Genomic DNA, 23,367 nt, shown 5'->3' with positions numbered 1-23,367 from the left:
ATATGTATCGGGGTATAAGCGCGCCCTACGAAGGCAGGAAAATCGCCTTTGCGTTGACGAATTCCTTCATGCCAAAGCCGCCGTGTTCACGGCCATAGCCACTGTCCTTGACCCCGCCGAAAGGCATATTGGGATCGGCTGCACCGAACGAATTGATGCGGACCATGCCAGTGTCGAAGTGATCGCGTGCAAGACGGATGGCTTTGTCTTCATCCTTGGTGAAGATACCACCGCCAAGGCCATAACGGCTGTCATTGGCGATGCGCATGGCATCTTCATCATCTTTTGCGCGAATGACCGCCGCAACGGGGCCGAAAATCTCATCATCGTAAGCAGGCGTCCCCGGCTGGCAGTCGGCAAGTACGGTCGCCGGATAATACCAGCCCTTGGGATCTTCCTCTGGATCGCCACCGCAAAGCAAGGTCGCGCCGCCCGCGATGCTTTTTTCGGTCTGCTCTTTCACGTCGTTGAATTGCTGCTCGCTGGACAGGGGCCCAAGCTGGGTTTCTTCGTCCATCGGGTCGCCCATTTTCGTGGCTTTCATCCGCTCAACAAAAGCGTCCACGAACTTATCATAAACGGCATCGGTCACAACAAAACGCTTTGCCGAAACGCAAGTTTCGCCGTTGTTATATAGGCGGCCCACGGCGCAGGTTTTGACCGCCAAATCAATGTCAGCGTCTTCGAGGATCAGATAAGCATCGTTGGAACCAAGCTCGAGGACGGTTTTCTTGAGTGCCTTGGCGGCTTTTTCGCCAATATGCGCGCCCGCGCCGTCGCTGCCGGTCATTGTCACCGCGCGGATTTTGTCATGGGTGATGATGTCGTCGGAAACTTCATGTTCGACAACCACGACATCGAACAGGCCTTTTGGCAGACCTGCCTCAAGGCACACATCGCGCAGCATCAGGCCGCTGCCTGTGCAGATCGAGGCGTGTTTGAGGATGACGGCATTACCCGCAATCAAATTGGCCGCAAGAACGCGCACCGCTTGGTAAAGCGGGAAGTTCCAGGGTTGCACCGAATAGATCACGCCAATCGGCGAATAGGTGACAATACCGCGCTTTTTGCCGCCTGAATGGGTGCGTTCTTCATCGGCCAGTTCGGATGGGCCATTGTCTGCAGAATATTCAAACAGGCGGGCACACAGCTCAACCTCGGTTTTGCCATCCTTGAGCAGCTTGCCCATTTCCCGCGTCATCAATTTGGCCAGCTCATCGGAATGTTCGCGCAGCTTTTCAGCGATGTCGCGAAGGAACGGCGCGCGCTCTTCGTGGCTGCGCATCCGCCAGCTCAAAAACGCCTCATGAGCCGCATCGATTAGTCCAAAAGCCTCATCCTTCGACATAAGGTCATAGGATTGAAGGTCTTCGCGGGTTGCGGGATTGTTAGTCGTAATTTGCGCCATGTAGGGCCTCCGTTAAGGGGCCCGCGCAATCACCAGCTTGTCAGGGAAAAGGTAGCGGCTGCGCGGGGATCGGGGTGGTTTACCCGATCTACAGACGCAAGCCCCCAACCGTTCCTTAAAAGAAGAACAATCGCAAAAATAATTTGCCGCCTACGCCTTAGCGAAGGCTCACCACATTATCAGCTTCAGGCCGCGTGCGTGAGCCGTCGAACAGGCTCATCATCGGCTCATCCGCGACGGTCACAACCTGAGCATTGCCAAATCCGTTGAAGCCCGTCTTCATCGCTGCGCCATATGCGCCAAGCATCCCGACTTCGATATAATCGCCCGCCTGAATGTCGGCGGGAAGCGGAAACGGGCCAGCCATGAAGTCAGCATCGTCGCAAGTGGGGCCGTAAAAGGAGAAATCCTCAAGCGGCTCGATCAGATCATCCTCAAGCGCCTTTACCGGGAAACGCCAGCCAACGTGCGCCGCATCATAAAGCGCGCCGTAAGCGCCATCGTTGATATAAAGCTCGTCGCCCCGGCGTTTGTCGACGGATACGATCATGCTCGAATATTCAGCGCACAGCGCCCTGCCCGGCTCGCACCACAACTCTGCGTTGTAAGCGATGGGAAGCGCTTCGAAATGCTTGGAGATGAGCGCGAAATAATCTTCGAGCGGGGGCGGCTCCATCCCTGGATAGATGCTGGGAAAGCCTCCACCAACGTCGATCATGTCGATCACGACGCTTGCCTCGGCGATTGCCGCGCGGGTGCGGTCAAGAGCCTGCACGAAGGCAAAGGGCGTCATTGCCTGAGAGCCGACATGGAAACAGATGCCGAGCCAGTCGCAGTGCTGACGCGCTTCCTGCAAAAGCGCAGGCGCTTCGGTCAGGTCACACCCAAATTTTGCTGCCAATGAAAGTTCGGAATATTCACTCGACACGCGGATGCGAACGCACAGGCGCAGATCTTTGGCTGGCTCACCCGTCTCTGGGTTGCGGCACGCCTCTACGATCTTTTCCAACTCTTCAACCGTATCAAGGCTGAAGGTTTTGACGCCATGCTGATGATAGGCTTCTGCGATTGCTCGGCGGCGCTTGATCGGGTGCATAAAGCACAGATTTGCATCTGGCAGCGCCTCGCGCACCAGACGCACTTCGGCGATGGATGCGACGTCGAAATGGGTGACGCCCGCTTCCCAAAGCACCTGAATGAGATCAGGCGCAGGGTTCGCTTTGACAGCGTACAGCACTTTGCCGGGAAACTTCTCGACAAAAAAGCGCGCCGCACGCCGCGCTGCGTGCGGACGGTTCAGGATGATGGGTTCATCAGGCTCGATGGCCTGAACTACAGCCTTGGCGTCGGGATAGATGTACAACTCAAGGGACCCCCTTAAAACGGTACTGTGGCAGCTAAGCCTTGACCGTAAGCGTTTCAACAGGGCTGCCTTGCGGTAGAAATCGTCCCTTGGGGCAGCAAGGCGGCGGCATTTGCAATAAAATGCCGCCGTCTGCAATCAAAATCTTTCGCCCTCCGGAAAGTTCCCGGATAAGCGTTTAATATCAGGAAAATGCGACCTTGGGCGCTTGGTCCACAGTGCCGCGTTCTGAATCGTCGAGCGTGTTGAAATCGGCCTCTTTGAAGCCAAGCATACTCGCGAAAAGAACCGCAGGAAACGCCTCGCGCGCCGTGTTGAACTGTGCAGCTGCCGCGTTCAATGCCCGGCGGGCAGCGGCAAGCTTGTCCTCAATCTCGGCAAGCTCGCTTTGCAATTCCTGAAAGTTTTCCGATGCGCGAAGATCAGGATAATCCTCACCCAGCGCGAGAAGATTGTCGAGCGCGATTTTAAGGCCCTGCTCCGAAGCGCTATCCGGCTGACCCTTGGCAGCGACATTGCGCGCCTTGATCACTTCTTCGAGCGTGGATTTCTCGTGGCCAGCATAGCCCTTCACCGCTTCAACGAGGTTGGGAATAAGGTCGTGGCGCTGGCGCAGCTGCGCATCAATATCTGCGCGTCCCTGGTTCACATTCTGACGCAAACGAACCAGCGTATTGTAAATGGAAATGATGGCGAAAACGCCGACAACAACGATCACAAAGATCGCAGAAGTCCAGAACCATCCGAAAATATCAACCATTGTGAAGCCCTCTTTTACTTTCTTCGATTAAGCATAGCGGCGAAAGGTTAAGAGGTTGGTACGATGCAGGCCGATGTTCAGGGATTGATGCGCGGGGAGCTTGGCAGTTGGCTGTCCGAGCAATCCGAAATGCGCGATAAGGCGAGCAAAAAGGCGTTTGACCGCTGGTTTTACGGCGGAATTGCGCTTTTGCCAGTGTTCGCGTTCCTGTGGTATTTGCCCTTTGGTCTGTTCGACATCAAACTTTTTGCCGCAGGCGCTGCTGTCGTTGGCGTTGCCGCATGGGGCTATAAGCCCATTCAAGAGGCTAAACAGACCATCAAAGTCGGCATTAACACCGCCATCGCGCGTGATCTTGGGATTGAATATGATCCCGAGGTTGAGCCCGGCGTGGAATTTCATCAGGCGAAAAAATATGGCCTGGTGCCCAAATACGACCGCGATGAGTTTGAGGACTGCTGGTATGGCGAGCTTGGCGGCAATTCATTCAACCTCTACGAAGCGCATCTCGAAGAGCGTCGGGGTTCGGGCAAGAACCGTCGGTGGGTGACAGTGTTCAGAGGCGCGATTATCTCCCTGCCCTTTGGCCGGGAATTTCGCTCCACCACCCTTTTGCAACGCAAAGGCAAGCATAAGAAGTGGTTTGGCCTTGGCGGGGTCAAGGACGAGATCACGATCGATGGCCACCGGATGCAATATGTCGATCAGGTGCACCCGCAATTTGAAAACACTTTCGAAGTGTTCAGCGACGATCAGATTGAGGCGCGCGTCCTTATTCACCCTTCCTATATCGAGCACCTGATCGCGCTGGAAAAAGCCTTCCACGGTAAATCCATCCGCGCACTCTTCGTCGATCAGCACCTCGTGCTCGTGGTGGAAAGCGATAATATGTTTGAAAGCGGTTCTATGAAGGCAGAGGAAGACAACGCAAAAGCGCAGGAAACCGCCGACCAATTCGCAGCGCTCGCACGGCTAATGCTGGCGATCAATCAGAATGGGCGCGGAAGAGTTGAGGCAATCAACCACGCACCGCAGCACCCCGGCATCACCGAATACGCGCGTGAGGCAACCCCTCGCCGCGCTGGCGGGTTTGGCCGCAAGGGCCTCTAGCTGAGGCGGTCGCGGAAGTCCTCATATTCGAAGCGTTTGACACATTCGAGCGCGTCCGTGTCAGAATCCCAGAGGTAGATCGAGGGAAGCTGCACGCCGTTGAACGTGTTGGTTTTGACCATCGAATAATGCGCCTGATCGAGGAAAGCGAAGCGTGCGCCCGGCTCTGCCGGCACTGGCAGGCGATAGTCTCCAATAACGTCCCCAGCGAGGCACGAGGGGCCACCGAGGCGAATGGGCACGCTGTCGTCCTGAAGTTCGCCCAGCATCGCCGGGCGATAGGGAGCCTCCAACACATCGGGCATATGGCAGGTCGCTGAAATATCCGCGATGCCAATGGGCACTTCATTGAACCCTGTATCAAGAAGCGTGCCCACCAGAATACCCGCATCCAGAGCCACCGCCTCGCCCGGTTCGAGGATGATCTCAGCACCCGTATCCTCAGCCGCATCTTTCAGGAATTCGATCAGCTCTTCGCGCTCATAATCGGCGCGGGTGATGTGGTGGCCGCCCCCCATATTGATCCATTTGAGCTGCCCGAAATAGGGCTCGATCGCGTCAAACACGCGGTCCCATGTTGCGCGCAGCGGCTCGAACGTCTGCTCGCACAGATTGTGGAAGTGGATACCCTCGACCCCTTCCATATGCTCTTCGGTCAGTTGATCGATGGGAAAGCCGAGGCGGGAGCCGGGGGCACTGGGATCGTATTTGGGCACTTCGCCGGTTGCGACCATGGGGTTGAGGCGGAGCCCCACCGAGACATCGCCGCCGGTCACCGATGCTTGATCAAGGATCAGGGCGGCGCGCTTCATCTGCGCTGGTGAATTGAAAATCACATGGTCGGATAGCCTGCAAATCTCGTCCAATTCCTCAGGCTTAAACGCCGCAGAATAGGTCGCGATTTCCCCGTCGTAGAATTCAGACGCAAGACGCGCTTCCCACAACCCACTGGTCGAAACCCCGTCGAGATATTCGCCCATGATATGCGCAACCGAGTGCATCGAGAACGCCTTAAGCGCTGCGAAGACCTTGCACCCGCTCGCATCGCGAATATCGGCGAGGATTTGGCAATTGGCGCGGATCTTCGCCGCATCCACGACAAAGGCGGGACTTTCCACGCGGCTAAGGTCGAAATGGGCGAAAGCGCCCGGATTTCCGGCTTTGGTTTCCATTAAAACGATACTGGCCCATCAAGCTCCTTCACCTGCCACGGCAGACCGTGCTCGTTGAGCATTTCCATAAAGGGATCAGGGTCCATCTCTTCCATGTTGAAGACACCCTGCCCTTCCCAAGTGCCCTGCACCATCATCGCTGTGCCAATCATCGCTGGCACGCCAGTGGTATAAGAAACCGCCTGGTTGCCCGTTTCCTCAAACGCGGCTTCGTGAGAGCAGATATTGTTGATGTAGAAGGTTTTCTCGCCCGATCCATCCAGCGCTTCGCCCGTTGCGATGCAGCCGATATTGGTATTCCCCTTGGTCGTCTCGCCCAGCGTTTCAGGCTTGGGCAAAACGGCGGCCAAGAATTGCAACGGGATGATTTCCTTACCCTTGTATTTGACCGGATCGATCCGTGTCATACCAACGTTCTGGAGCACGGTGAGGTGCTTGATGTACTCATCGCCAAAGGTCATCCAAAAGCGCGCACGCTCAATCTCTGGATTGAACTTGGCGAGGCTTTCAAGCTCTTCGTGATACATGAGATAGGCGTTTTTGGGGCCAACCGCCTCGAAATCGAACTCAGTCTTCACCTGCATCGCAGGGGTTTCCACCCATTCGCCATTTTCCCAGTGACGCGCGGGCGCAGTCACTTCACGGATGTTGATTTCCGGGTTGAAGTTGGTTGCAAACGCTTGTCCGTGGTCACCGCCATTGCAGTCGAGAATGTCGAGCGTGCGAATGGTTTTAAGCTTATGCTTTTTGAGCCACATGGTGAAAACACTCGTCACCCCGGGGTCAAACCCGCTGCCAAGCAGAGCCATCAACCCCGCATCTTTGAAACGGTCGTGATAGGCCCATTGCCACTTGTATTCGAACTTGGCCTCGTCCTTCGGCTCGTAATTCGCGGTGTCCATGTAATGCGCGCCTGCTTCCAGACACGCGTCCATAATCGGCAAATCTTGATAGGGCAGTGCAAGGTTCACCACATGGGTCGCGCCGATGCGCTTGATGAGATTGACCATCGCCGGCACTTCTTCGGCGTCAATTTCATAGGTTGTCACGTCGACGCCGGTGCGTTCTTTCACTGAGGCCGCGATCTTGTCGCACTTCGATTTGGTCCGGCTGGCCAGATGGATGTCCGGAAAAATTTCCGAATTCATTGCCATCTTGTGCACGCAGACCGAGCTTACGCCCCCTGCCCCGATTACCAGTACCTTCGACATAGTCTGACTCCTAGCGAGCCCCAGCTAAGGTGGGGGCCCATAAATTTGTAGCTGCCTCCAAGATTTGCATGACGTCTCCGCTTTCAAGGGGAGACTCGTACAAGGCTGTCGCGTGCTCTCTAGTCTAATGCCTTTAAGCGCTCAATTGATGCTTGTGTTTCCTACGGTGATGAAGCGAGGTATGCTGTTGGAATATGACTGATCTTCATCCTTTCGCGCTATGGATTCACGCCCCAAAACGGGCGGACAGCTTTTTGGCTCCTGAACAGTGTCTCAAGTGTCTCATACGGGTGAGTCTATGACGCGCGCACCGACCCATGACGGGGTATTGGCCGCGGCTGCCAGTATCGCCGAACTTCTGCCGCCAACCCCGCTTTTGCCGGTCGAAATCGGCGGCGTTCGCGTTCATGTAAAAGCGGAAAATCTCCAGCCTATCGGCGCGTTCAAAATCAGGGGCGCGTGGTGGCGGCTTTCAAACGTTGGAGAAGAAGAGCGCGCGCGCGGCGTGGTCGCCGTCTCCTCTGGCAATCATGCGCAAGGGGTTGCGTGGGCGGCAAAGCGGCTGGGGATCAAGGCAACCATCGTCATGCCGCGCGATGCGCCGCAGGTGAAGCTTGACGGAACCAAGGCACTGGGCGCTGAGGTGGTGCTCTACAACCGTCCCGGCGAAGACCGCGATGAAGTCGCTGCCAAACTTATCGAGCAAAATGGCGGCACTCTTGTCCATGCCTTTGGCGATCCGTGGGTGATCGAGGGGCAAGGCTCTGCCGGGATCGAAGCGGGTCAGCAAATGGGACGCTCTCCGTCGCGCTTTATCGTGTGTTGCGGTGGCGGCGGACTTGCGGCAGGCTTGGCGCTGGGTTGCCCGGACAGCGCCATCCATGTGGTCGAACCAAAAGGCTGGGATATGGTGGGTCGAGCGATTGCCTCTGGTGAGATCGTTCACGCAGCCCCCGATGCTCCCAAAACCATTTGCGACGCGCTCCAACCGACAGCCACCAAGCCGATCAATCTTGATGTGCTAAAGGGGCGCGCAGAGCCCGGTGTCACTGTGACCGATAAAGAGGTGCGAGACGCTCAGCGTTGGGCATTTGCCACGATGCAATTGGTTGTCGAGCCCGGCGGCAGCGCCGCCCTGGCTGCAGCTTTAAGCGGTAAGGTGCCTCTGGATGAGAGGACCATAATCATGGTCACCGGAGGAAACGCTGATCCTGCAGCTTTTGCGCGGACTATCTGCGAGCCGGCCTCATTCAAGCCGCGATAGATGTTTGACAATTCAGGCCTCGGCATACAGACCAAGGCCCAATTATGATTGAGAGGGATCACCATCATGCAAGCTCAAATGCTCGCGCCCGCAGCCGTATTGGTTGTGTGGACGCTCATCGTGCTCTTGTGGATTATTCCGGCGCGCTTTGGTGCTCTTGCCAAAGTCGAAGACAAATCCGCTCTTGCCGGTAAAAAAGGTGCCCGCGGGCAAGATTTGGAAGGGGTGATCCCCGATAAAGCCAATTGGCCGGCGCATAACCACACCCATTTGCACGAACAGCCGACACTTTTTTACGCGGTCAGCGTGATCCTGGCGATTGTAGGGGCAGGCGCGATTGATGTCACTTTGGCGTGGATTTACGTTGCCTTGCGCATCGTGCATTCCTTGTGGCAGATCCTTGTAAACAAGATTCCCCTGCGCTTCATTCTGTTTCTAGCCAGCTCGATTGTTTTGATCGTTCTGGCGGTGCGCGCGGTGATGGCAACAGCCTTTGCTGACCCAAGCATTGCGCCGCAATAACTTTCAACCAAAGGACCAATTATGATTGGCATGGATATTCTCGCCCCAGCGGTCGCGCTGATGATCTGGACGATGATTATGTGGGTGTGGATGTACGCAACGCGCATCCCTGCGATGAGCGCAAGTCCCGAAATCCCTGAACCTTCCAAGCTGGTGGGCACCACCCCTGCCAGTTTGCGTGAAAAATTGCCCGAACGCGTGAATTGGAAGGCAGATAATTACAACCACCTCCACGAAGCGCCCACGGTGTTCTATGCGGTGGCGATTATCCTCGCGATCCTTGGTCAGGGCGACGGGATGAATGCGTTTCTGGCGTGGATTTACACCGGGCTTCGCGTTGCACACAGCCTTGTGCAGGCGACCGCTAACCGGGTCATGGTGCGCTTCGTACTGTTTGCTGTATCGAGCGTGGTGCTGATCGCGCTTATCGCGAAAGCGGCGCTGATCGTCTTTGCGTGAAGGTAGTGGGGCAGCTTTGCAGGCTGCCCCTGTCCTTTATTCAGCCGCCTGCGGCTCGCGCGCATCTTCGAGAGTGGCAAGGAACCGCTCTGCATCAAGCGCGGCCATACAGCCCATGCCAGCAGCCGTTACCGCCTGACGATAGACAGCATCGGTGACATCGCCTGCTGCAAACACACCGGGGATTGCGGTCTTTGGCGTGCCGGGCTCCACCTGAAGGTATTTGCCAGAATGCATCGGCAGCTTGCCTTCGAACAATTCGGTTGAGGGCGCGTGACCAATGGCAACAAACGCGCCGTCTACTTCGAGCGTGGAGCTCTCGCCCGTGACAGTATCTTTCAAGACGAGATGGCCCAGCGTGCCATCCTCGCCCGCCTCAAAGCTTTCTACGGTCTTGTTCCAAAGAACGTTGATCTTGTCCGATTTGAACACGCGATCCTGAAGGATTTTTTCAGCGCGAAATTCATCACGGCGGTGAATGATTGTGACGTCGTCGGAATGGTTGGTGAGGTAAAGCGCCTCTTCCACAGCGGTGTTGCCGCCGCCGATAACCGCGACCTTCTTGCCGCGATAGAAAAAGCCGTCGCAGGTTGCACAGGCAGAAACACCCTTGCCGCCAAGCTCCTGTTCACCCGGTACGCCGAGCCATTTCGCCTGTGCGCCAGTTGCAATGACAATGGTATCAGCGATGTATTCATCCCCGCTATCGGCAACCGCACGGAAAGGAGAGCCGTTTTCAAGATCAACCTCGGTGATGATGTCATACATCATGCGCGTGCCAACGTTTTCGGCTTGCGCTTTCATCTCTTCCATCATCCATGGACCCTGAACCACATCGCGATAGCCGGGATAGTTCTCGACATCGGTGGTGATCGTCAGCTGGCCGCCCGGCTGAAGGCCTTGAACCACAATCGGCTCAAGCATGGCGCGGGCTGCGTAAATTGCCGCTGAATAGCCAGCGGGACCAGAACCGATGATCAGCATCTTTGTGCGGTGAGTAGCCATAGGTCGTCTCTTAAATCTGTCTTGTGATTGGTGCTGATATGGGGAGGCAATCGCGCATTGTCACGCCAGCAAACGCTCACGCAGGCGAGCTTTGCTTGCCTCATCCACACCTAAAGTTGTTTCAATGTAATTGTCGATTGAACCGTGGTCGCGCGTGACCTCCTGCCAATAGGTGGCAAGATATTCCTCGCGCACACCGATCAGATTGCGGATCGCTTCTGGATCGATTTTGCCATAGTGCTCTTCCATCCGGGGCAGGGATTGGGCCTCCAGAATATGCTGCGTTGGCGCGTGATTGGTAAGGAGAAACTCAGCCAGAATATCGTCGTAATGAACGCCCAGTGTGTGCAGCAGAAGGCTTGCGCCCACTCCTGTGCGGTCCTTGCCTGCAAAACAGTGGATCAGATTTGCGCCCTCGCGCGTCTCCAAAGCCTTGAAGTAGCGCGAGAACATTTCGATCATCGCGTCGTTCACCGGCATACGAGTGTAAACCGCAGTCATGCGTTCAAACGCTTTTTGAGGGGTCATCTCAACCTTCCCCCCTCCCCCTTCATGGGGAGGAGAGCTCGATGTCTCACCGTCATAGGCGATCACATCAGCGTCGAAATGCTCATGGCGTTGGCAAGGGAAGTTTGCGCGTTCGCTGGCGCCGCGAAAATCGACAATCGTTTGAATACCAAGGTCTTGGATAAGATTGAGGTCGGTTTCACTTGCGTCTCGGTGCTGGCCAGAGCGGAACAGGACGCCGGTTTTCACCCTTCCCCCGTCTGCCCCCACGTAACCGCCGTAATCGCGTAAATTGTGGATGCCATCAGTGGTGAGAAAGGGAGCAGGAAAGGGCTTATTGGAGCTGTCTCGAATCATAGGCACACCATGTGACAGCGCGCGCCAAAGACGGCAAGCCGCCGTTGTGTCGGTCGATACACCCTTGAAGGCTCCGGGCCGATGAACGGCTGACTTAAGTAAATGTGCGAGGGGACTGCAACACACAGGATTTGCACGACAAGTGTTAGCTCCAAGTCATGCGAATTGCGCCCCATCCCAATTGGTAGACACGTTTATGGCCTATATTCTTATCGCCGATGATGATGAACTCATTGCAGAGCTGGCAAGTCAGGTCTTGATCGACGCTGGCCACGCTTGCGGCTGGGTCACAAGCGCGGAGGATTGCTGGGAGCTTTTGCAAAAGCGGCGCCCACACTTGCTTATGCTCGATCAGGATATGCCGGGGATGAGCGGTATGTCGCTTTTGCGAAGGCTGCGCCAATCGCCCAAATTCTATGACCTGCCCGTCCTTATGTTCACCGCAATGAGCGGCGCGCAAGATGAGGCGCAAGCCACCTTTGCCGGCGCCCAAGGCTATATCCGCAAACCCTTTGATCCGCGCGGGCTGACTTTGCGGGTTCGCCGCGTCCTTGCACAGCGCAGCGATCAACCGCGCCACAAGGACTTGCAAACATATCTTCAGGAAAGTTCCGGCTTTACCAACGGAGCAGTGCCAACCGCACGTCGCATGGTCTAGGCAGCCGCCAGGTCGTCGCAAAAATCGGTCGTCCACTCGCGCACATTGTCATCGCGAACGGTCGCAATCATCGCCTGATAGCGGCTCTTGCGCTCTTCCAATGGCATATCGAGCGCCTTGGCAATCGCCATCGCCACCGCATCGGGACTGTGCGGGTTGACCAGCAGCGCGCCCTTCCCATCACAGTCCAATTGGTACGCTGCCCCGGCAAAATCAGACAGCACCAGCACGCCGGGATCTTCGGGATCTTGGGCCGCTACATATTCCTTCGCGACAAGGTTCATCCCGTCGCGTAACGGGGTGACCAGTCCGATTTTGGCAGCCCTGAAAAAACCGAAGAGCTCAGCGTGTGAATAGCCTTTGTTGACATAGCGGATAGGAACCAGATCAACCTCAGAACGCGCGCCGTTGATCTGTCCGGTCTTTTGTTCAAGCTCCGCGCGGATTTCCTGATAGCTTTGAACGTCCTCACGACTGGGCGGCGCAATCTGAACGAAGACAAGATCGCGCACTCTGTCGGGATGTTGATCAAAAAAGCGCCCGATGCCGTCAATCCGCTCGGGCAGGCCCTTGGAATAATCGAGCCGATCAACCCCGATCATACCAGTGCGCCCGCGGATCGAATCCAAAAAGCGTTCCTCTGCATCCTTCGCTTCGCTTGTGGCACCGGCCGCCTGAAAATGCTCCCAATCGATCCCGATGGGATAAGCCCGCGCAATTGTGGTGCGCCCCTCGTGGGTTATGTGCCCCGTCTCGTGATCGACCTGCGCACCCAGTTCATTCTCACAATAGTGCACGAAGCTCGACAGCCATTCAGGGGTCTGGAAACCGATGAGGTCATAGGACAGCATCGTCTTCACCAACCGCTCATGAAACGGCAGCGATGTAAGCAGGCGCGTTGGCGGCCACGGGGTATGGAGGAAAAAGCCGATCCGGTTTTTCACCCCGCGCGAGCGCAAGCGTTCGCCCAAGGGGATGAGGTGATAATCATGGACCCAGACAAGATCATCTTCCTCAATCAGCGGCAGGACATTTTCAGCAAAGCGGTCATTCACCCGCTCGTAGCTTTCGCCGGTTTTGTTCTCAAATCGCGCTAAATCAATGCGATAATGGAACAGCGGCCACAGGGTCGAATTGGCATAGCCGTTGTAGTATTCGCCGAGTTCCTGCGTTGACAAATCAATTGTCGCAGTGGTCACGCCGTCATTGCGTTGCAGGTCGAGATTGCCTGAACGCTCATCGCTTTCCTGGCCCGACCATCCGAACCATACACCGCCGCGATCTTTAAGCGCTGCGTTAAGAGCGCCGGCCAATCCGCCTTGCGCGCCGGCCGCACCGCGCGCCTTGGGCACCGCGACACGGTTTGATATGACAACTAGACGGCTTATCGCATCTCACTCCACGGCTTGGACAACAGTCCGGCGCAATTGATTACCCCTACTAAGGAATAAGTCTGAGGGAAGTTCCCCCAAAGTTCGCCCGTTTCGTAGTCGAGGTCTTCGCTCAGCAATCCCGACTTGGTCGTATGGCTCAACATGGTTTCAAACAGCGCCCGTGCCTCATCACTACGCTCCGCCAGATGCAGCGCCTCGATCAGCCAGAAGGTGCACACATTGAACGCCGTTTCAGGCGCGCCAAAATCATCTTCGGCGGCATAGCGCAGCATATGATCACCGCGGCGCAAATGTTCTTCAACCGCTGCAAAGGTTTGTTGGAAACGTTCGTTGTCAGGCGACAGGAACCGCAACTCGACCATCTGCAAAAGCGATGCGTCAAGGTAATCGCTTTCAAAGCTCGCGCCATAATGGCCTGCGCCCTTCCCGTCGGGCTTCCACGCCTTTTCTTCGATCTTCGACGCAATCGCCTCGGCCCGCTCGCGCCAGAAGGATGCGCGCTCGTCTTTCCCCAAATGCGCCGCGACATTGCCCAGACGGTCGCACGCGGCCCAGCTCATCACCGCTGAATAAGTGTGCACCTCCTCGCGCGTGCGAAATTCCCACAAGCCGGCATCGGGCTGGTCATGCATTTTCCAGGCCATTTCGCCCACCGCTTCAAGGCTGGCGAAATCAGCATCATCGGCAGGGCGAAGAAGGCGCTGGTCGAAGAACCCCTGAACGCTGGGCAGGACAATCTGACCATAGCAATCGTGTTGCACTTGTTTGTAAGCGGCATTTCCGCGCCGCACAGGGCCCATTCCGCGATAGCCGGCAAGATAAGAGGCAGTCGTCTCGTCTAGCCGCCCTTCGCCCATTACCGAATAGAGCGGCTGGATCTGCCCGCCGTGACCGCCAGAGCGCGCATCGTCGATAATGTTGCGAAGATAGGTGAGGTATTTCTCCATCACATCAAGCGCACCCAATCGGTTCAACGCCTGAATGGTGTAATAGCTGTCCCTGATCCAGCAGTAGCGATAATCCCAATTGCGCTCTGAATGCGCGGCCTCAGGGATGGATGTGGTAAGCGCTGCGACGATAGCGCCGGTTTCTTCGTGTTGGCACAGTTTCAATGTGATCGCGCAGCGGATCACTTCTTCCTGCCACTCCAACGGAATGTGCAGCCCGCGCACCCAACGCTGCCAATATTTGCGCGTCGCCTGTTCCATCGAACGCACCGTTTCGCGCAAGTTTCCAACGAAGGGTTCATCGGGACCGAGAAAGAAATGGGTATCGCCTTCTACGCGAAAAGTGCGACCTTCCTCGATGTAACCGACCGGCGCATCGGTGGAGAGACGCAGCCTGTTTGCTCCTGCAAGATAGCAAATGTGGTTCGTCCCATGCGTCGTATCGGCAAGACCTGCGCCATAATTCTTGGTCGGTTTCAACACCACTTTAATACGAGGATGGCCGCTGATGGGCCTGACGATACGGGCAAAGGCGACCGGGCGATACATCCGCCCTGAGCGTTCATAGCGCGGTGCAAAGTCGAGCACCTCAACCGCGCTTCCGTCCTCAGCCTCAAGCGTGGTGACAAGAATTGGCGTGTTGCGAATATAACTTTGCGAGGCGCTCACCTGCCCCTCAAGTTCAAAACGCCAGATGCCGCCATCGCGCTGGCTGTCGTTCAGAAGCGATGAGAAAATCGGATCGCCATCCACGCGCGGCACGCACCCCCACACGAAAGCCCCGCTTTCATCAATAAGCGCAGACACTTGGCAATTGCCAATGGGCCAAAGTTCCAGATTGGATTGTTGGGGGGGCGATTGTGGCATCTGTTTTTAAAGCTCCAGCCAAGTGTGAACCTGTGTGACAGTGGCAAGCGAGTGGTGGGCGCAGGTTTCATCACGCTCTCCCACCAGCACTCCAAATCCGCCATGACGCGCGGCCGCGGCAAAGCCTGCTTCATCGGTCAGATCATCGCCAATAAAGACAGGCCTTGCCCCGGTAAAATCAGCTTCCTGCATCAAAGCGTCGAGCGCGCTGCCTTTATCTGCGCCGCCTGCGATAATCTCCACCACGCACTTGCCGCGCTGAACGCTCCAGCCGTGGTCGTGGGCGAGGCTTTCGGCGAAAGCATCGGCGGCCTCGGCTTTATCCGGCTTTGCGCGGTAATGCAGCGCGCCGCCATGGGGCTTTTGTTCAAAATCGAGCCCCTCTTGCGCGGCAAATTGGCGCAAAGCCTCTTCCATCGCAGGGGGCAAAACTTGCGCCCCATCGCCCAAAGGTGAGCCATCGGCGCGTCGGATATCGGAGCCGTGCGAACCTGCTGCGGCAAGCTGAAGCGGGCCGATATGGCTCTCGATATCGGTAATTGCCCGCCCGCTGACGAGAGCAAGAGCCCCGCCCAATCGATGCGCCAGATGTTCAAGGCGCACCGCCAGCTCTGGTGCAGGCGCAATCGTATCGGGGGTGGGTGCGAGCTCCACCAAAGTTCCATCGAAATCAAGGAATAGCGCGTGTCGTCGCTTGGCTAACAAGGTCGCCAGCGCCGGAGGCGCGCTCAGATCAAGGGCCGATCGCATGGGGCTCAACCCTAGAGCAAACGAGTGCGTGGTCAATGCACTTGCTGCACCGCAACAATACGAATTGCTATGCGATCAGTTTACGCGCCTATTCAATCTCATACCGCACGGTGAGGGTGAAGGTGCTGCCCCCTGCCATCGGGCCGCTTGGGTTCACTCTGAAATCGGTGATATTGGCATCGCACCCTGTCCCATCATCAACCGGCGTGTAGGTAAAGCTAGAGCCATTGTCGCTTGAAAATTCAATGTTATCCGCGCCTGAACCAAGTCCTGCAAAACTGTAACCAAGCCCGGTATTGGAGCCCGGATCATTAAAGATCACTGGCCCGCCAGAGCGGCTTATCAGGCACATTCTTGCATCAGCTGGCCCAGTGTCCAGCACGCTGACAGTATCGGCAAAAGTCGCATCGACGCCGGTGTTGGTGACAGTGATAAGATATTCGACCGTCGCGCCCGGAATAGCTTTGGGATTGTTGGTCCCGTTGACCGGATCGGCAATGATCGAGCTCACCTTGCTCACCGTCAGGTCAACCTGCGGCGAACAGAAGAACAAATCGTGCACCCCGATGCCCTGCTGTCCGGGGTTGGCAGGCGCGGTGTTCGCATTGCCATAACGGATAACGACAGTATCGACGGCTTGTGTAAAGGTGACAACGACGTTGCCGGTTGCCTGATCATTGGCTGCGGCACCATCGCCGATGACGGAATTACCGCTGACAAAGTTCACATTGCCATTGGTCAGCGTCGGATTAACGCTCGCGCCATTATTGCTGCCGGTAACGATCAAGCGGTCGGCAAATTGGTTCGTCCCAAAATCAACGTCGAAGATGGAGAATTGCAGGCCGGTAAAACTGCGCGGCAATGAGATCGTCAAAACAACCTCGCCAGAGCGGTCAGCTTGATCGGACACGATCTGGAGCACGTCCTCGACAGGGTTAAGCCCACCGTTAAAGTAAGTGCCAAGATTGGGCACATCCCCACCCCAGATACCATTGCTAACATACGCGCCGTCATTGGTGAGCGAGAAATTCACGTCGCCAAAACTGCCGAAGGAATAGGTGTTGTTGGTCGACCCATTGGCCCACGAAGTAACCGCGTCCCAGTCAAACACCGACACGCCCACTGGGCACGCGAGCACAGGAGGAACGCCCGGCGCTCGTCCTGATTGAACGGTGAAGGTCGAGGAGGCGAAATCATCCTCGCTATTATTGCCGTTGTTCGGGGTGGAATCAGGGTCCGCGACACTGCTTGCTATGATTTCAGCGGTATTGGTGATGTTTGTTCCTGCAGATGCGGTGATTGATCCGGAAATCGTCAGCGTCGCGCTTTCACCCGGTGCAAGTGTGCCGATGGTCCATTGCCCATTGGCAGAGTTGAAAGAGCCATCGCCCGATGAACTGCCGAAGTTGAACCCAGCGGGCAAAGCGTCTTCAACAACCACGCCATCGGCTGCAAAGTCCGAATTGCTCGCATTGGTGGCGGTCAAGCGCCAGACGGCCGTGCCCCCTTGCACTGGCGGTGATCCCACCAGCGTCTTGGTCAAAGACAGATCAGCGCCCCTTGCAAAATAGTCAAAGTCCGAAATGCCAAGGAACTGGTTCCCCGGATCGCCTGACCCGGTGTAGCTGAAATAGACGATGCGGACGCGCTGAACAGACTGGCCGGCGAAATTGAAATTCACATTGCCATCAGTCGATGCCGTGGCAGCACCGCCTGTACCTCTCCAGCCGTTCACCGTCGCATCATTGGTGCGTGCAACCGAACTTCCGATGGTCCAGAAAGCGGTATTTGTCGCAGCGTTCACAAAGCCGCTGCCCGCGCCGTCATCATAATATACTTCAACCGCGTCGGTGTAATTGCCTTGGTCGATATCGCCGAGCGAGAATTGCAATCCGCTGACCGAACGACTGAGGTCAATGGTGATGGTGATTTTGTCGCCGGGATCAAACTGGGCGTTGTTAAAACCGGAAAGCAACGGGGACGCAGCGCCCCCGATTGTGCCGTTGAAATAACTGACAAATGTGGGCGCAAAAGCGGGAGCGAAACTGCCCCCTCCTTGCGTCTGAACCGAATAGGTTACCGTCGCGACGGTGCCATCGGACCCTGTCGCGGTGGTCCCGGACGGCAGTGATCCCTGGCTTGGTATGCCTGCATTGGCCCAATCAACTGTTTCAGACTGAGCAAAAGCGGTGGCAGGCAGAAGGAGCGCGGCAAGCAAGAAAGTGCCTGCGAGCGCCAACCCCTTGCGCACCAAATTCTCCATCCCAGCGAACATGACGCTGGCATAGGGGTTTTTGGTAAACAGCGCGTTTACCTTACTCAAATCGTTACAACAGTTGACACCCGACATCCTGTTCATCGCCCTAACCCCAGAAAGTCAAAGCTGCTGGTGTCGAACTTCATGCGAACACTTGCGAACACGCCTTTATCGGTGTTGCGCGCCGCTGAGAAATCGCCGTCGCGGAAACCCTCGATGTTGTAACCAACCGTGATGAGCATCCCTTCGACCGGGGTCACACCAATCGTTGGGCCATAGGAGAAGCTGGTCACATCGTCTTCAAGGTTGGCACGCACGGTTGCGCTTGCGCCGATTTCGAATTTCTCGCCAATGCCGATGCGCGCATCTGCCCCGATGAAGGTGGTCGTGCCTGAGAATTCCGTGCCTTCGAATTCGTCGAAATTGTAGCGGCCACCCACGAAGAGGCCGAATTCATTGCGGCGCGATTGAGTGACAAAGCCGTTTTCATCCTCGTCAAAATCACGCGGTGTCCAATTGGTCGACCAGCTGGCGATTACGCGGCGCGAGGTTGCATCGCCATCCACAAGAAGCGCGCTTGCGCCTGCGCCGCCAGCCACCCCGGCAACGCCGCCGGTGACTTTATCGCTGCGGTATTCAAGCTTGCCGAGCATGGCGATTTCAGAAGCGTCGGGACGGTGAGCAAAGGCGATGGCTGCGTCCATGATTTCAACCTGCGGGCCGTTTTCGTCTTCGGCCTTCGTCCAGGTAATCCCTGAGCCGACGATGCTGCCCTCACCCAGCTGGCGGATTGCACCGAGGGTCGCGCCCATGCGATCGGCAAGCTCGCCATCGCGATATTCGCCGCGGCCTGTGATGCTCCAGCGATCCTTGCGCCATGCGCCGCCAAGGGTGACAGCGGTGAAATCTTCAAACTGCTGTACGCCGGTGAGCTGACCACCAGTGGCCGCAGGTTGAAGCGGGTTCACAAGGTCCGCGACATCAGCCGAACCGTTCAAGGTCCGGTTGCCGTCAATGGTCGCGTCGATTGAAAATTCGCTTGAAAGTTGCAGCGTTTGCGCAAGGCCGAAGGCAGTGAAGGTGCGGTTGCCAAGCTCGCCGATTGTGTCCTGACCAATGGAGGTGATGATCTGACCACCCTGCCATGGGGTCACTTCCACACCGCCGCGAAGCGTGCGCGCGTCGATGTTCTCGCCATCGGCAATCTCATATGTGCCAACAAGACGCACTCCATTGGCAATCGCATAGCGTGCACCAATGCGGTGACGGGCCGGAAGGTCAATGCTTTGCACCTTGTCGAGCGCGATGGCACTCGACGCTGAAAGCTCAAGCGCATTGTCGAACAGGCGCTGGGTCACACCGCCTTCGAGAACGGTCGAAGTGTTAGTCGTGCCATCGGTGAGACGGTCATTGAAGTGGGCAAGGCCAAGGCGCAAATCGGTATTCTTGCGCGTCAGATTGACTTGAGCCTGTGCAGCGCGGCGGCGCGAATTGTCGGTGAGACTGTCGTCCTGCCAAACGCTGCCCAGCACGCTGAGGTGATCATTCAGGAACACGCGCCCATCGACACCCACCTTGCGGCGGCCTTGATCGACACCGTTTTGCTGACCCACGCCGTAATCCTGGTCGAGTTGCTGAGCGTATGCGAGGATGTCGAGCTTGCCAGTCTGGTGCTGCACTTCAGCAAGCCAGCCAGTTGCAGTTTCGCCTTCGCTGCGGCTCATCGCGATTTCACCGCGAACCTGCGTACTGGCGGAAAGGTCGGCGCGAAGGTCGAGCGTGCCCATATCGGTGCGCGCGCCCTCACCCTTATCGGTGATCGCATTGGCGCCGATCCGGATGCGGCCATCGCCGCTGGTCCAATCGACGCGTGCGCCTGCGTTCATTTCAGCATTGCCAAGTCCGTCCGTTTCATACTCAACAACGATAAATTGCGGGTTGAGGTTCTCGTCACGGCTCAGCACAGGGCGCGCGAAGGTGATCGTGCCTGTCAGCAGGTCGAGATCATAGTCGATAAAGCGCGTCAGCGTCTGGCTGCTCACGATCAGCTCCGGACGGAAACGGTCGCGCACTTCGAGCGTCACACGCTCTGAGTTTGGCAGAACACTGCGGCTGCCAAGCTGATACGGGCCGGTAATACCTTGGCCTTGGATCTCTTCGCGCTGCAGGCGGCTGGAGATTTCAGCGGCAAAACCGCTCGCTTTGAACTGTCCCACGCGCGCTTCGGCTTTTACGCCAGTTGCGGTTCGGTTGTAGCGGGCAAGGCGGGTTTGATCGAAAGCTGTCTCAAAGTCGCCATACAGAGCATAGAAGGTCGCTGTTTCGATGCGCACGTAAAGCTTCTCGCGGCTTGCAGCATCAAAACGGCGCGATGATGCGTCAGCGAAAACGGTGTAATAGGCATTGGGGTCAAGCGTACCCAGCACGCGCTGGTCTTCGCGCTGCTTGGCGCTGTCGTAGGCGATGGTGGTCAGGAATTTGCCGAGCACGCGGCCCTTGGCATAAAGCGCAACGCGTGCATCATCGCCAAGGTCGCTGTCAAAGCGGCCCTCACGCTCCATGTTTTCAGCCACCGACTTGGCGCCAACGGTGCCTTCGGCAAGGCCAACGATCGTCCATTCGATGTCGCCGGGAACAATCCATGTCTCCAACTGCTGCTCGCGCACAAGTTCGCCGTCGTTGAACTGGAAGTCGAGGCGCAGCGAGCCGGAAACCATGGTCGGAGCAAGCTCGATTTTCGCGATACCATCGGTGCCCTCAACCACCCAGCGCGCCTGGCTGGGGTTGAAACCGGTGAGCTGATTGAGCTGTTGACGGTCAATCTGCTCGCCGCTTTCGTACGGCGCGTTAAGGGTGAAGTTACCCGACACACCTTCGCGCAGCGGGCGGTTGTTGCGGTCGAGCACGCGGATCGCGATCACCGGACGTGTGCGGCCATCGGCGACAAGGTTGGAAAGCTCTGGCACCAGTTCGACACGGGTTGGCGTCGAGGTGAAGAAAACTTCGCGGGTGAAGGTTTTGCTGACCCCGCCAAAGGAGTTGATCACATCGGCCTCGAGCACGGTACGATCACCATCAAGGACGATGCCGCGCCATGTGCTCACCGCAAACCGGCCATGTGCAGGCGTCAAAGTACCATCGAAGGCAAGTCCGCTCACCTCTTCGCCATTCACACGCAGGACAATCTGTTGCCCCCGGCGATGGCGGATGGCCACGCGAATAGCGGGCGAGCGCGGGTTGGCTGTGGTGCCGGGGAAGAGGAAACCATCTTCGCCATCGCCAAGCGCCAGCCAGTCGGTATTCGCCGCATAGCTCGGCTCGGCGCGCTCAGCTGCCTCGGCTGTACTTGCAGGAACGCCTGCTCGCGTGAGAGTGTCCGCTGACACAGATGGACCCGCGCGCTCGACTTGAGGACGGCCGGAGCCGCCAGCGATTGCGTTGACTGCACGCGCAGCCTCGCCATCGGGGCGAGCTTCGCCAAACAGAGCGGCAAGCGCCTGCTCAGCAGCGGTAGCGGTGCTTTCAGGAAAAGCGATGTCGAAATCGGCCACAACGAGCGAGCCGCCCTGCCCGATGACGAAGCGCGAGCTTGCGCTGCCTGCGTTGCGCGTGTCGCGATAGCAATTCACAAGCTCGCCGCCTTCAGGAACCGTCATGGGTGCAACCGCCACTACGTGAGTGCCCGGTACAACGCCTTCAAAGTGATAGCGGCCATCAGCGTCGGTTATCGCGTATGAGCCATCTTCCATAACTACGCGCACGCCGGGAACGCCGGGACGCGGGGCATCTTTGGTTCCGCGCACAGAGCACGGACCAGCGGTAATGCGGCCAATGATTGTCATACGGTCCGCGATTGTCTCACGCTCGACCTCGATTGCGACATTGGTGCGCGTGCGACGGCCAACGGAATCGGTGCTGACAACATCGTTCAAAGCTGTGCCCGGAGATGCGTCGGGACGAACCGTCATGGCGTACGTAACCCGCGCCGCCTCGCCCGCAGCCAAGTCGCCCAAAGCCACCGTAAGCGCGCTTCCATCAGGCGCAAATGCGACCTGCTGCGGTGCCTCGGCACCGTTTATTCGCACACTGTCAGGGCGGAACCTCAGCGAAGCCGATGGCGTATCGGTCAGCACCACGTCGCGGCGTGGACGAGCAGTATCGTTCCTCGCCGTGATCGAATAGAACACCACATCACCGGGCTGCACACGATCTCGCGACGCGGTTTTGACAAGGCCAATGTCCTCGCCTGGACGGTCGAGCGGAATATCAACTTGCACCGGGGTCGGATCGGTCAAAGTAAAACTTTGCCCGAAAGATGCGTCAAGAATGACGAAAGCGCGCCCATCAGGTCGCGTCAACCGTGCCAGGCTTGTGCGGCTTACTACCGATGGCGCGCTGTAAGGCTCTGGCGGCTCTATCAAAAGGCGATATTCGCCAAGATTGGTGAGCGGGAACCAGAACTCGCCTGCTTCCTGCGTGTGGATAAGGCCATTGCCGTAACTGATCGGCTGACCAGAAATAACTGTTGATGGCCAAGGGGTTACACCATCTTCGGCAAAGACGGTAGCGGGCGCGCCGGTGACTGCATCGACCAGCGAAACACGCGCGCCGGAAACAGGTTCGCCCGTTTCACTGTCAAACACGACGCCAAATGGATCGGCGAGAACTTCGACATCAGTTTCGACGATTACCGTCGTTTCACCGGGCAAAAAGCCCTCAATCGAAATCATCGAGCCGTTATTGATGCTCAATTGGCAATCACCGCCCGCAGGGGTTGGTGGAATGCGCGCTGTGCCGATTTGTCCGACGAAAACGCCCGTGTTTTCGCCGGTTTCAAAAATTGTCATGCTCTCTTCGTCACCGGTCGACGTGGTGATCGTCACATCCATGCTATCGACCGCCGTCTTATCGAGATTGGCCTCAAGCGCGGTGATTTCGAACAACATGGTTTGGCCAGGGCGAATGATCGAGGTGACCTCGGCCATGCCTTCTACCGGGGTAAGAGCGATTGATGTGGGCGGCGCGCCGCCTATCGCAGCGGGGCCTTGCCCGCTTGCAACGCACAAAGGTGCGCGAAAATTGAGGTCAACATTGCCCTGAGGGGTCGAGCGAAGCGCCCGAATCTCTGGTGGGGGCAATGTGACATCGAATTCAATCGTATTGGAGACCGTTTCGCGCTCGCGCCCCTCAAACAGCCAGCTGGCCTCCGCTGTATTGGTGATGGTGCCAACAACTTGCGCATCATCGGTGTTTTGCGCGTTTGCGCTCCCTGCGAACACGCCGAATGGCAGCAGCACTACACCGAGTGCTGCTGCCAGGCGCTTCACAGAGGAGCACACACGCAAAGTCATATTTC

At 57.2% G+C, this 23,367-nt stretch carries 17 protein-coding genes; 5 read left to right on the top strand and 12 right to left on the bottom strand.

Annotated elements, in window-relative coordinates; genetic code table 11:
• Positions 1-25: 25 nt before the first annotated feature.
• The 3 genes from INR77_RS08415 to INR77_RS08405 form a co-directional block, all read right to left on the bottom strand.
• Positions 26-1,408 carry an NAD-dependent succinate-semialdehyde dehydrogenase gene (locus INR77_RS08415; RefSeq protein ID WP_223070640.1) on the bottom strand — a complete coding sequence of 461 codons (1,383 nt, stop codon included), beginning with the start codon at positions 1,406-1,408 and terminating at the stop codon, positions 26-28.
• A 157-nt stretch (positions 1,409-1,565) separates the two neighbouring features.
• Complete coding sequence (locus INR77_RS08410; protein WP_223070639.1) at positions 1,566-2,771, bottom strand: type III PLP-dependent enzyme; 1,206 nt, start codon at positions 2,769-2,771, stop codon at positions 1,566-1,568.
• 184 nt (positions 2,772-2,955) lie between these two features.
• The gene (locus INR77_RS08405) at positions 2,956-3,531 is read right to left on the bottom strand and encodes a LemA family protein (RefSeq protein ID WP_223070638.1); all 576 of its coding nucleotides are present in this window, start codon (positions 3,529-3,531) and stop codon (positions 2,956-2,958) included.
• 63 nt (positions 3,532-3,594) lie between these two features.
• Here INR77_RS08405 and INR77_RS08400 point away from each other — a divergent pair, with 63 nt between their 5' ends.
• Complete coding sequence (locus INR77_RS08400) at positions 3,595-4,641, top strand: DUF3137 domain-containing protein (RefSeq protein ID WP_223070637.1); 1,047 nt, start codon at positions 3,595-3,597, stop codon at positions 4,639-4,641.
• Here the strand turns inward: INR77_RS08400 and INR77_RS08395 are convergent.
• Both INR77_RS08395 and INR77_RS08390 read right to left on the bottom strand, forming a co-directional pair.
• Complete coding sequence (locus tag INR77_RS08395) at positions 4,638-5,813, bottom strand: carboxynorspermidine decarboxylase (RefSeq protein ID WP_223070636.1); 1,176 nt, start codon at positions 5,811-5,813, stop codon at positions 4,638-4,640. The genes INR77_RS08400 and INR77_RS08395 overlap by 4 nt on opposite strands.
• Positions 5,813-7,024, bottom strand: coding sequence for a saccharopine dehydrogenase family protein (locus tag INR77_RS08390; protein ID WP_223070635.1), 1,212 nt, complete (start codon positions 7,022-7,024; stop codon positions 5,813-5,815). The genes INR77_RS08395 and INR77_RS08390 overlap by 1 nt, the downstream gene beginning before the upstream one ends.
• 298 nt (positions 7,025-7,322) lie before the next feature.
• On the opposite strand from INR77_RS08390, the gene INR77_RS08385 reads away from it, so the two are divergent.
• From INR77_RS08385 to INR77_RS08375, 3 genes are all read left to right on the top strand, one after another.
• The gene (locus INR77_RS08385; RefSeq protein ID WP_223070634.1) at positions 7,323-8,288 is read left to right on the top strand and encodes a threonine/serine dehydratase; all 966 of its coding nucleotides are present in this window, start codon (positions 7,323-7,325) and stop codon (positions 8,286-8,288) included.
• 66 nt (positions 8,289-8,354) lie between these two features.
• Complete coding sequence (locus INR77_RS08380) at positions 8,355-8,810, top strand: MAPEG family protein (protein ID WP_223070633.1); 456 nt, start codon at positions 8,355-8,357, stop codon at positions 8,808-8,810.
• 21 nt (positions 8,811-8,831) lie between these two features.
• Positions 8,832-9,269 carry an MAPEG family protein gene (locus INR77_RS08375; RefSeq protein ID WP_223070632.1) on the top strand — a complete coding sequence of 146 codons (438 nt, stop codon included), beginning with the start codon at positions 8,832-8,834 and terminating at the stop codon, positions 9,267-9,269.
• 36 nt (positions 9,270-9,305) lie between these two features.
• Here INR77_RS08375 and trxB read toward each other — a convergent pair whose 3' ends face one another.
• Both trxB and INR77_RS08365 read right to left on the bottom strand, forming a co-directional pair.
• Positions 9,306-10,274 (bottom strand): thioredoxin-disulfide reductase, encoded by a 969-nt coding sequence (trxB, locus tag INR77_RS08370; protein ID WP_223070631.1) that lies wholly within the window; start codon positions 10,272-10,274, stop codon positions 9,306-9,308.
• 60 nt (positions 10,275-10,334) lie between these two features.
• Positions 10,335-11,138 (bottom strand): tyrosine-protein phosphatase, encoded by an 804-nt coding sequence (locus INR77_RS08365; protein WP_223070630.1) that lies wholly within the window; start codon positions 11,136-11,138, stop codon positions 10,335-10,337.
• A gap of 196 nt (positions 11,139-11,334) precedes the next feature.
• Between INR77_RS08365 and INR77_RS08360 the strand changes: the two genes are divergently transcribed.
• Complete coding sequence (locus tag INR77_RS08360; protein WP_223070629.1) at positions 11,335-11,796, top strand: response regulator; 462 nt, start codon at positions 11,335-11,337, stop codon at positions 11,794-11,796.
• On the opposite strand, the gene INR77_RS08355 is transcribed toward INR77_RS08360, so the two are convergent.
• The 5 genes from INR77_RS08355 to INR77_RS08335 all read right to left on the bottom strand — a co-directional run bounded on the left by INR77_RS08355 (position 11,793) and on the right by INR77_RS08335 (position 23,338).
• Complete coding sequence (locus INR77_RS08355; RefSeq protein ID WP_223073486.1) at positions 11,793-13,184, bottom strand: trehalose-6-phosphate synthase; 1,392 nt, start codon at positions 13,182-13,184, stop codon at positions 11,793-11,795. The two genes, INR77_RS08360 and INR77_RS08355, sit on opposite strands and share 4 nt — an antisense overlap.
• Positions 13,181-15,004, bottom strand: a complete 1,824-nt coding sequence (locus INR77_RS08350) for a glycoside hydrolase family 15 protein (protein ID WP_223070628.1) — start codon at positions 15,002-15,004, stop codon at positions 13,181-13,183. The genes INR77_RS08355 and INR77_RS08350 overlap by 4 nt, the downstream gene beginning before the upstream one ends.
• A 6-nt stretch (positions 15,005-15,010) precedes the next feature.
• A complete protein-coding gene (gene otsB / locus INR77_RS08345) occupies positions 15,011-15,754 on the bottom strand; it encodes a trehalose-phosphatase (protein ID WP_223070627.1) in 744 nt (247 codons plus the stop codon).
• Positions 15,755-15,842: 88 nt separating this feature from the next.
• Positions 15,843-18,077: a DUF11 domain-containing protein gene (locus INR77_RS08340; RefSeq protein ID WP_255573704.1), complete on the bottom strand. Its 2,235-nt coding sequence runs from the start codon at positions 18,075-18,077 to the stop codon at positions 15,843-15,845.
• Positions 18,078-18,109: 32 nt separating this feature from the next.
• A complete protein-coding gene (locus INR77_RS08335) occupies positions 18,110-23,338 on the bottom strand; it encodes a hypothetical protein (protein WP_255573703.1) in 5,229 nt (1,742 codons plus the stop codon).
• Positions 23,339-23,367 lie beyond the last annotated feature (29 nt).

The organism is Erythrobacter sp. SCSIO 43205, from assembly GCF_019904235.1.
GTDB lineage: Bacteria > Pseudomonadota > Alphaproteobacteria > Sphingomonadales > Sphingomonadaceae > Erythrobacter.
This window is presented reverse-complemented; position numbering and strand designations above follow the sequence as displayed.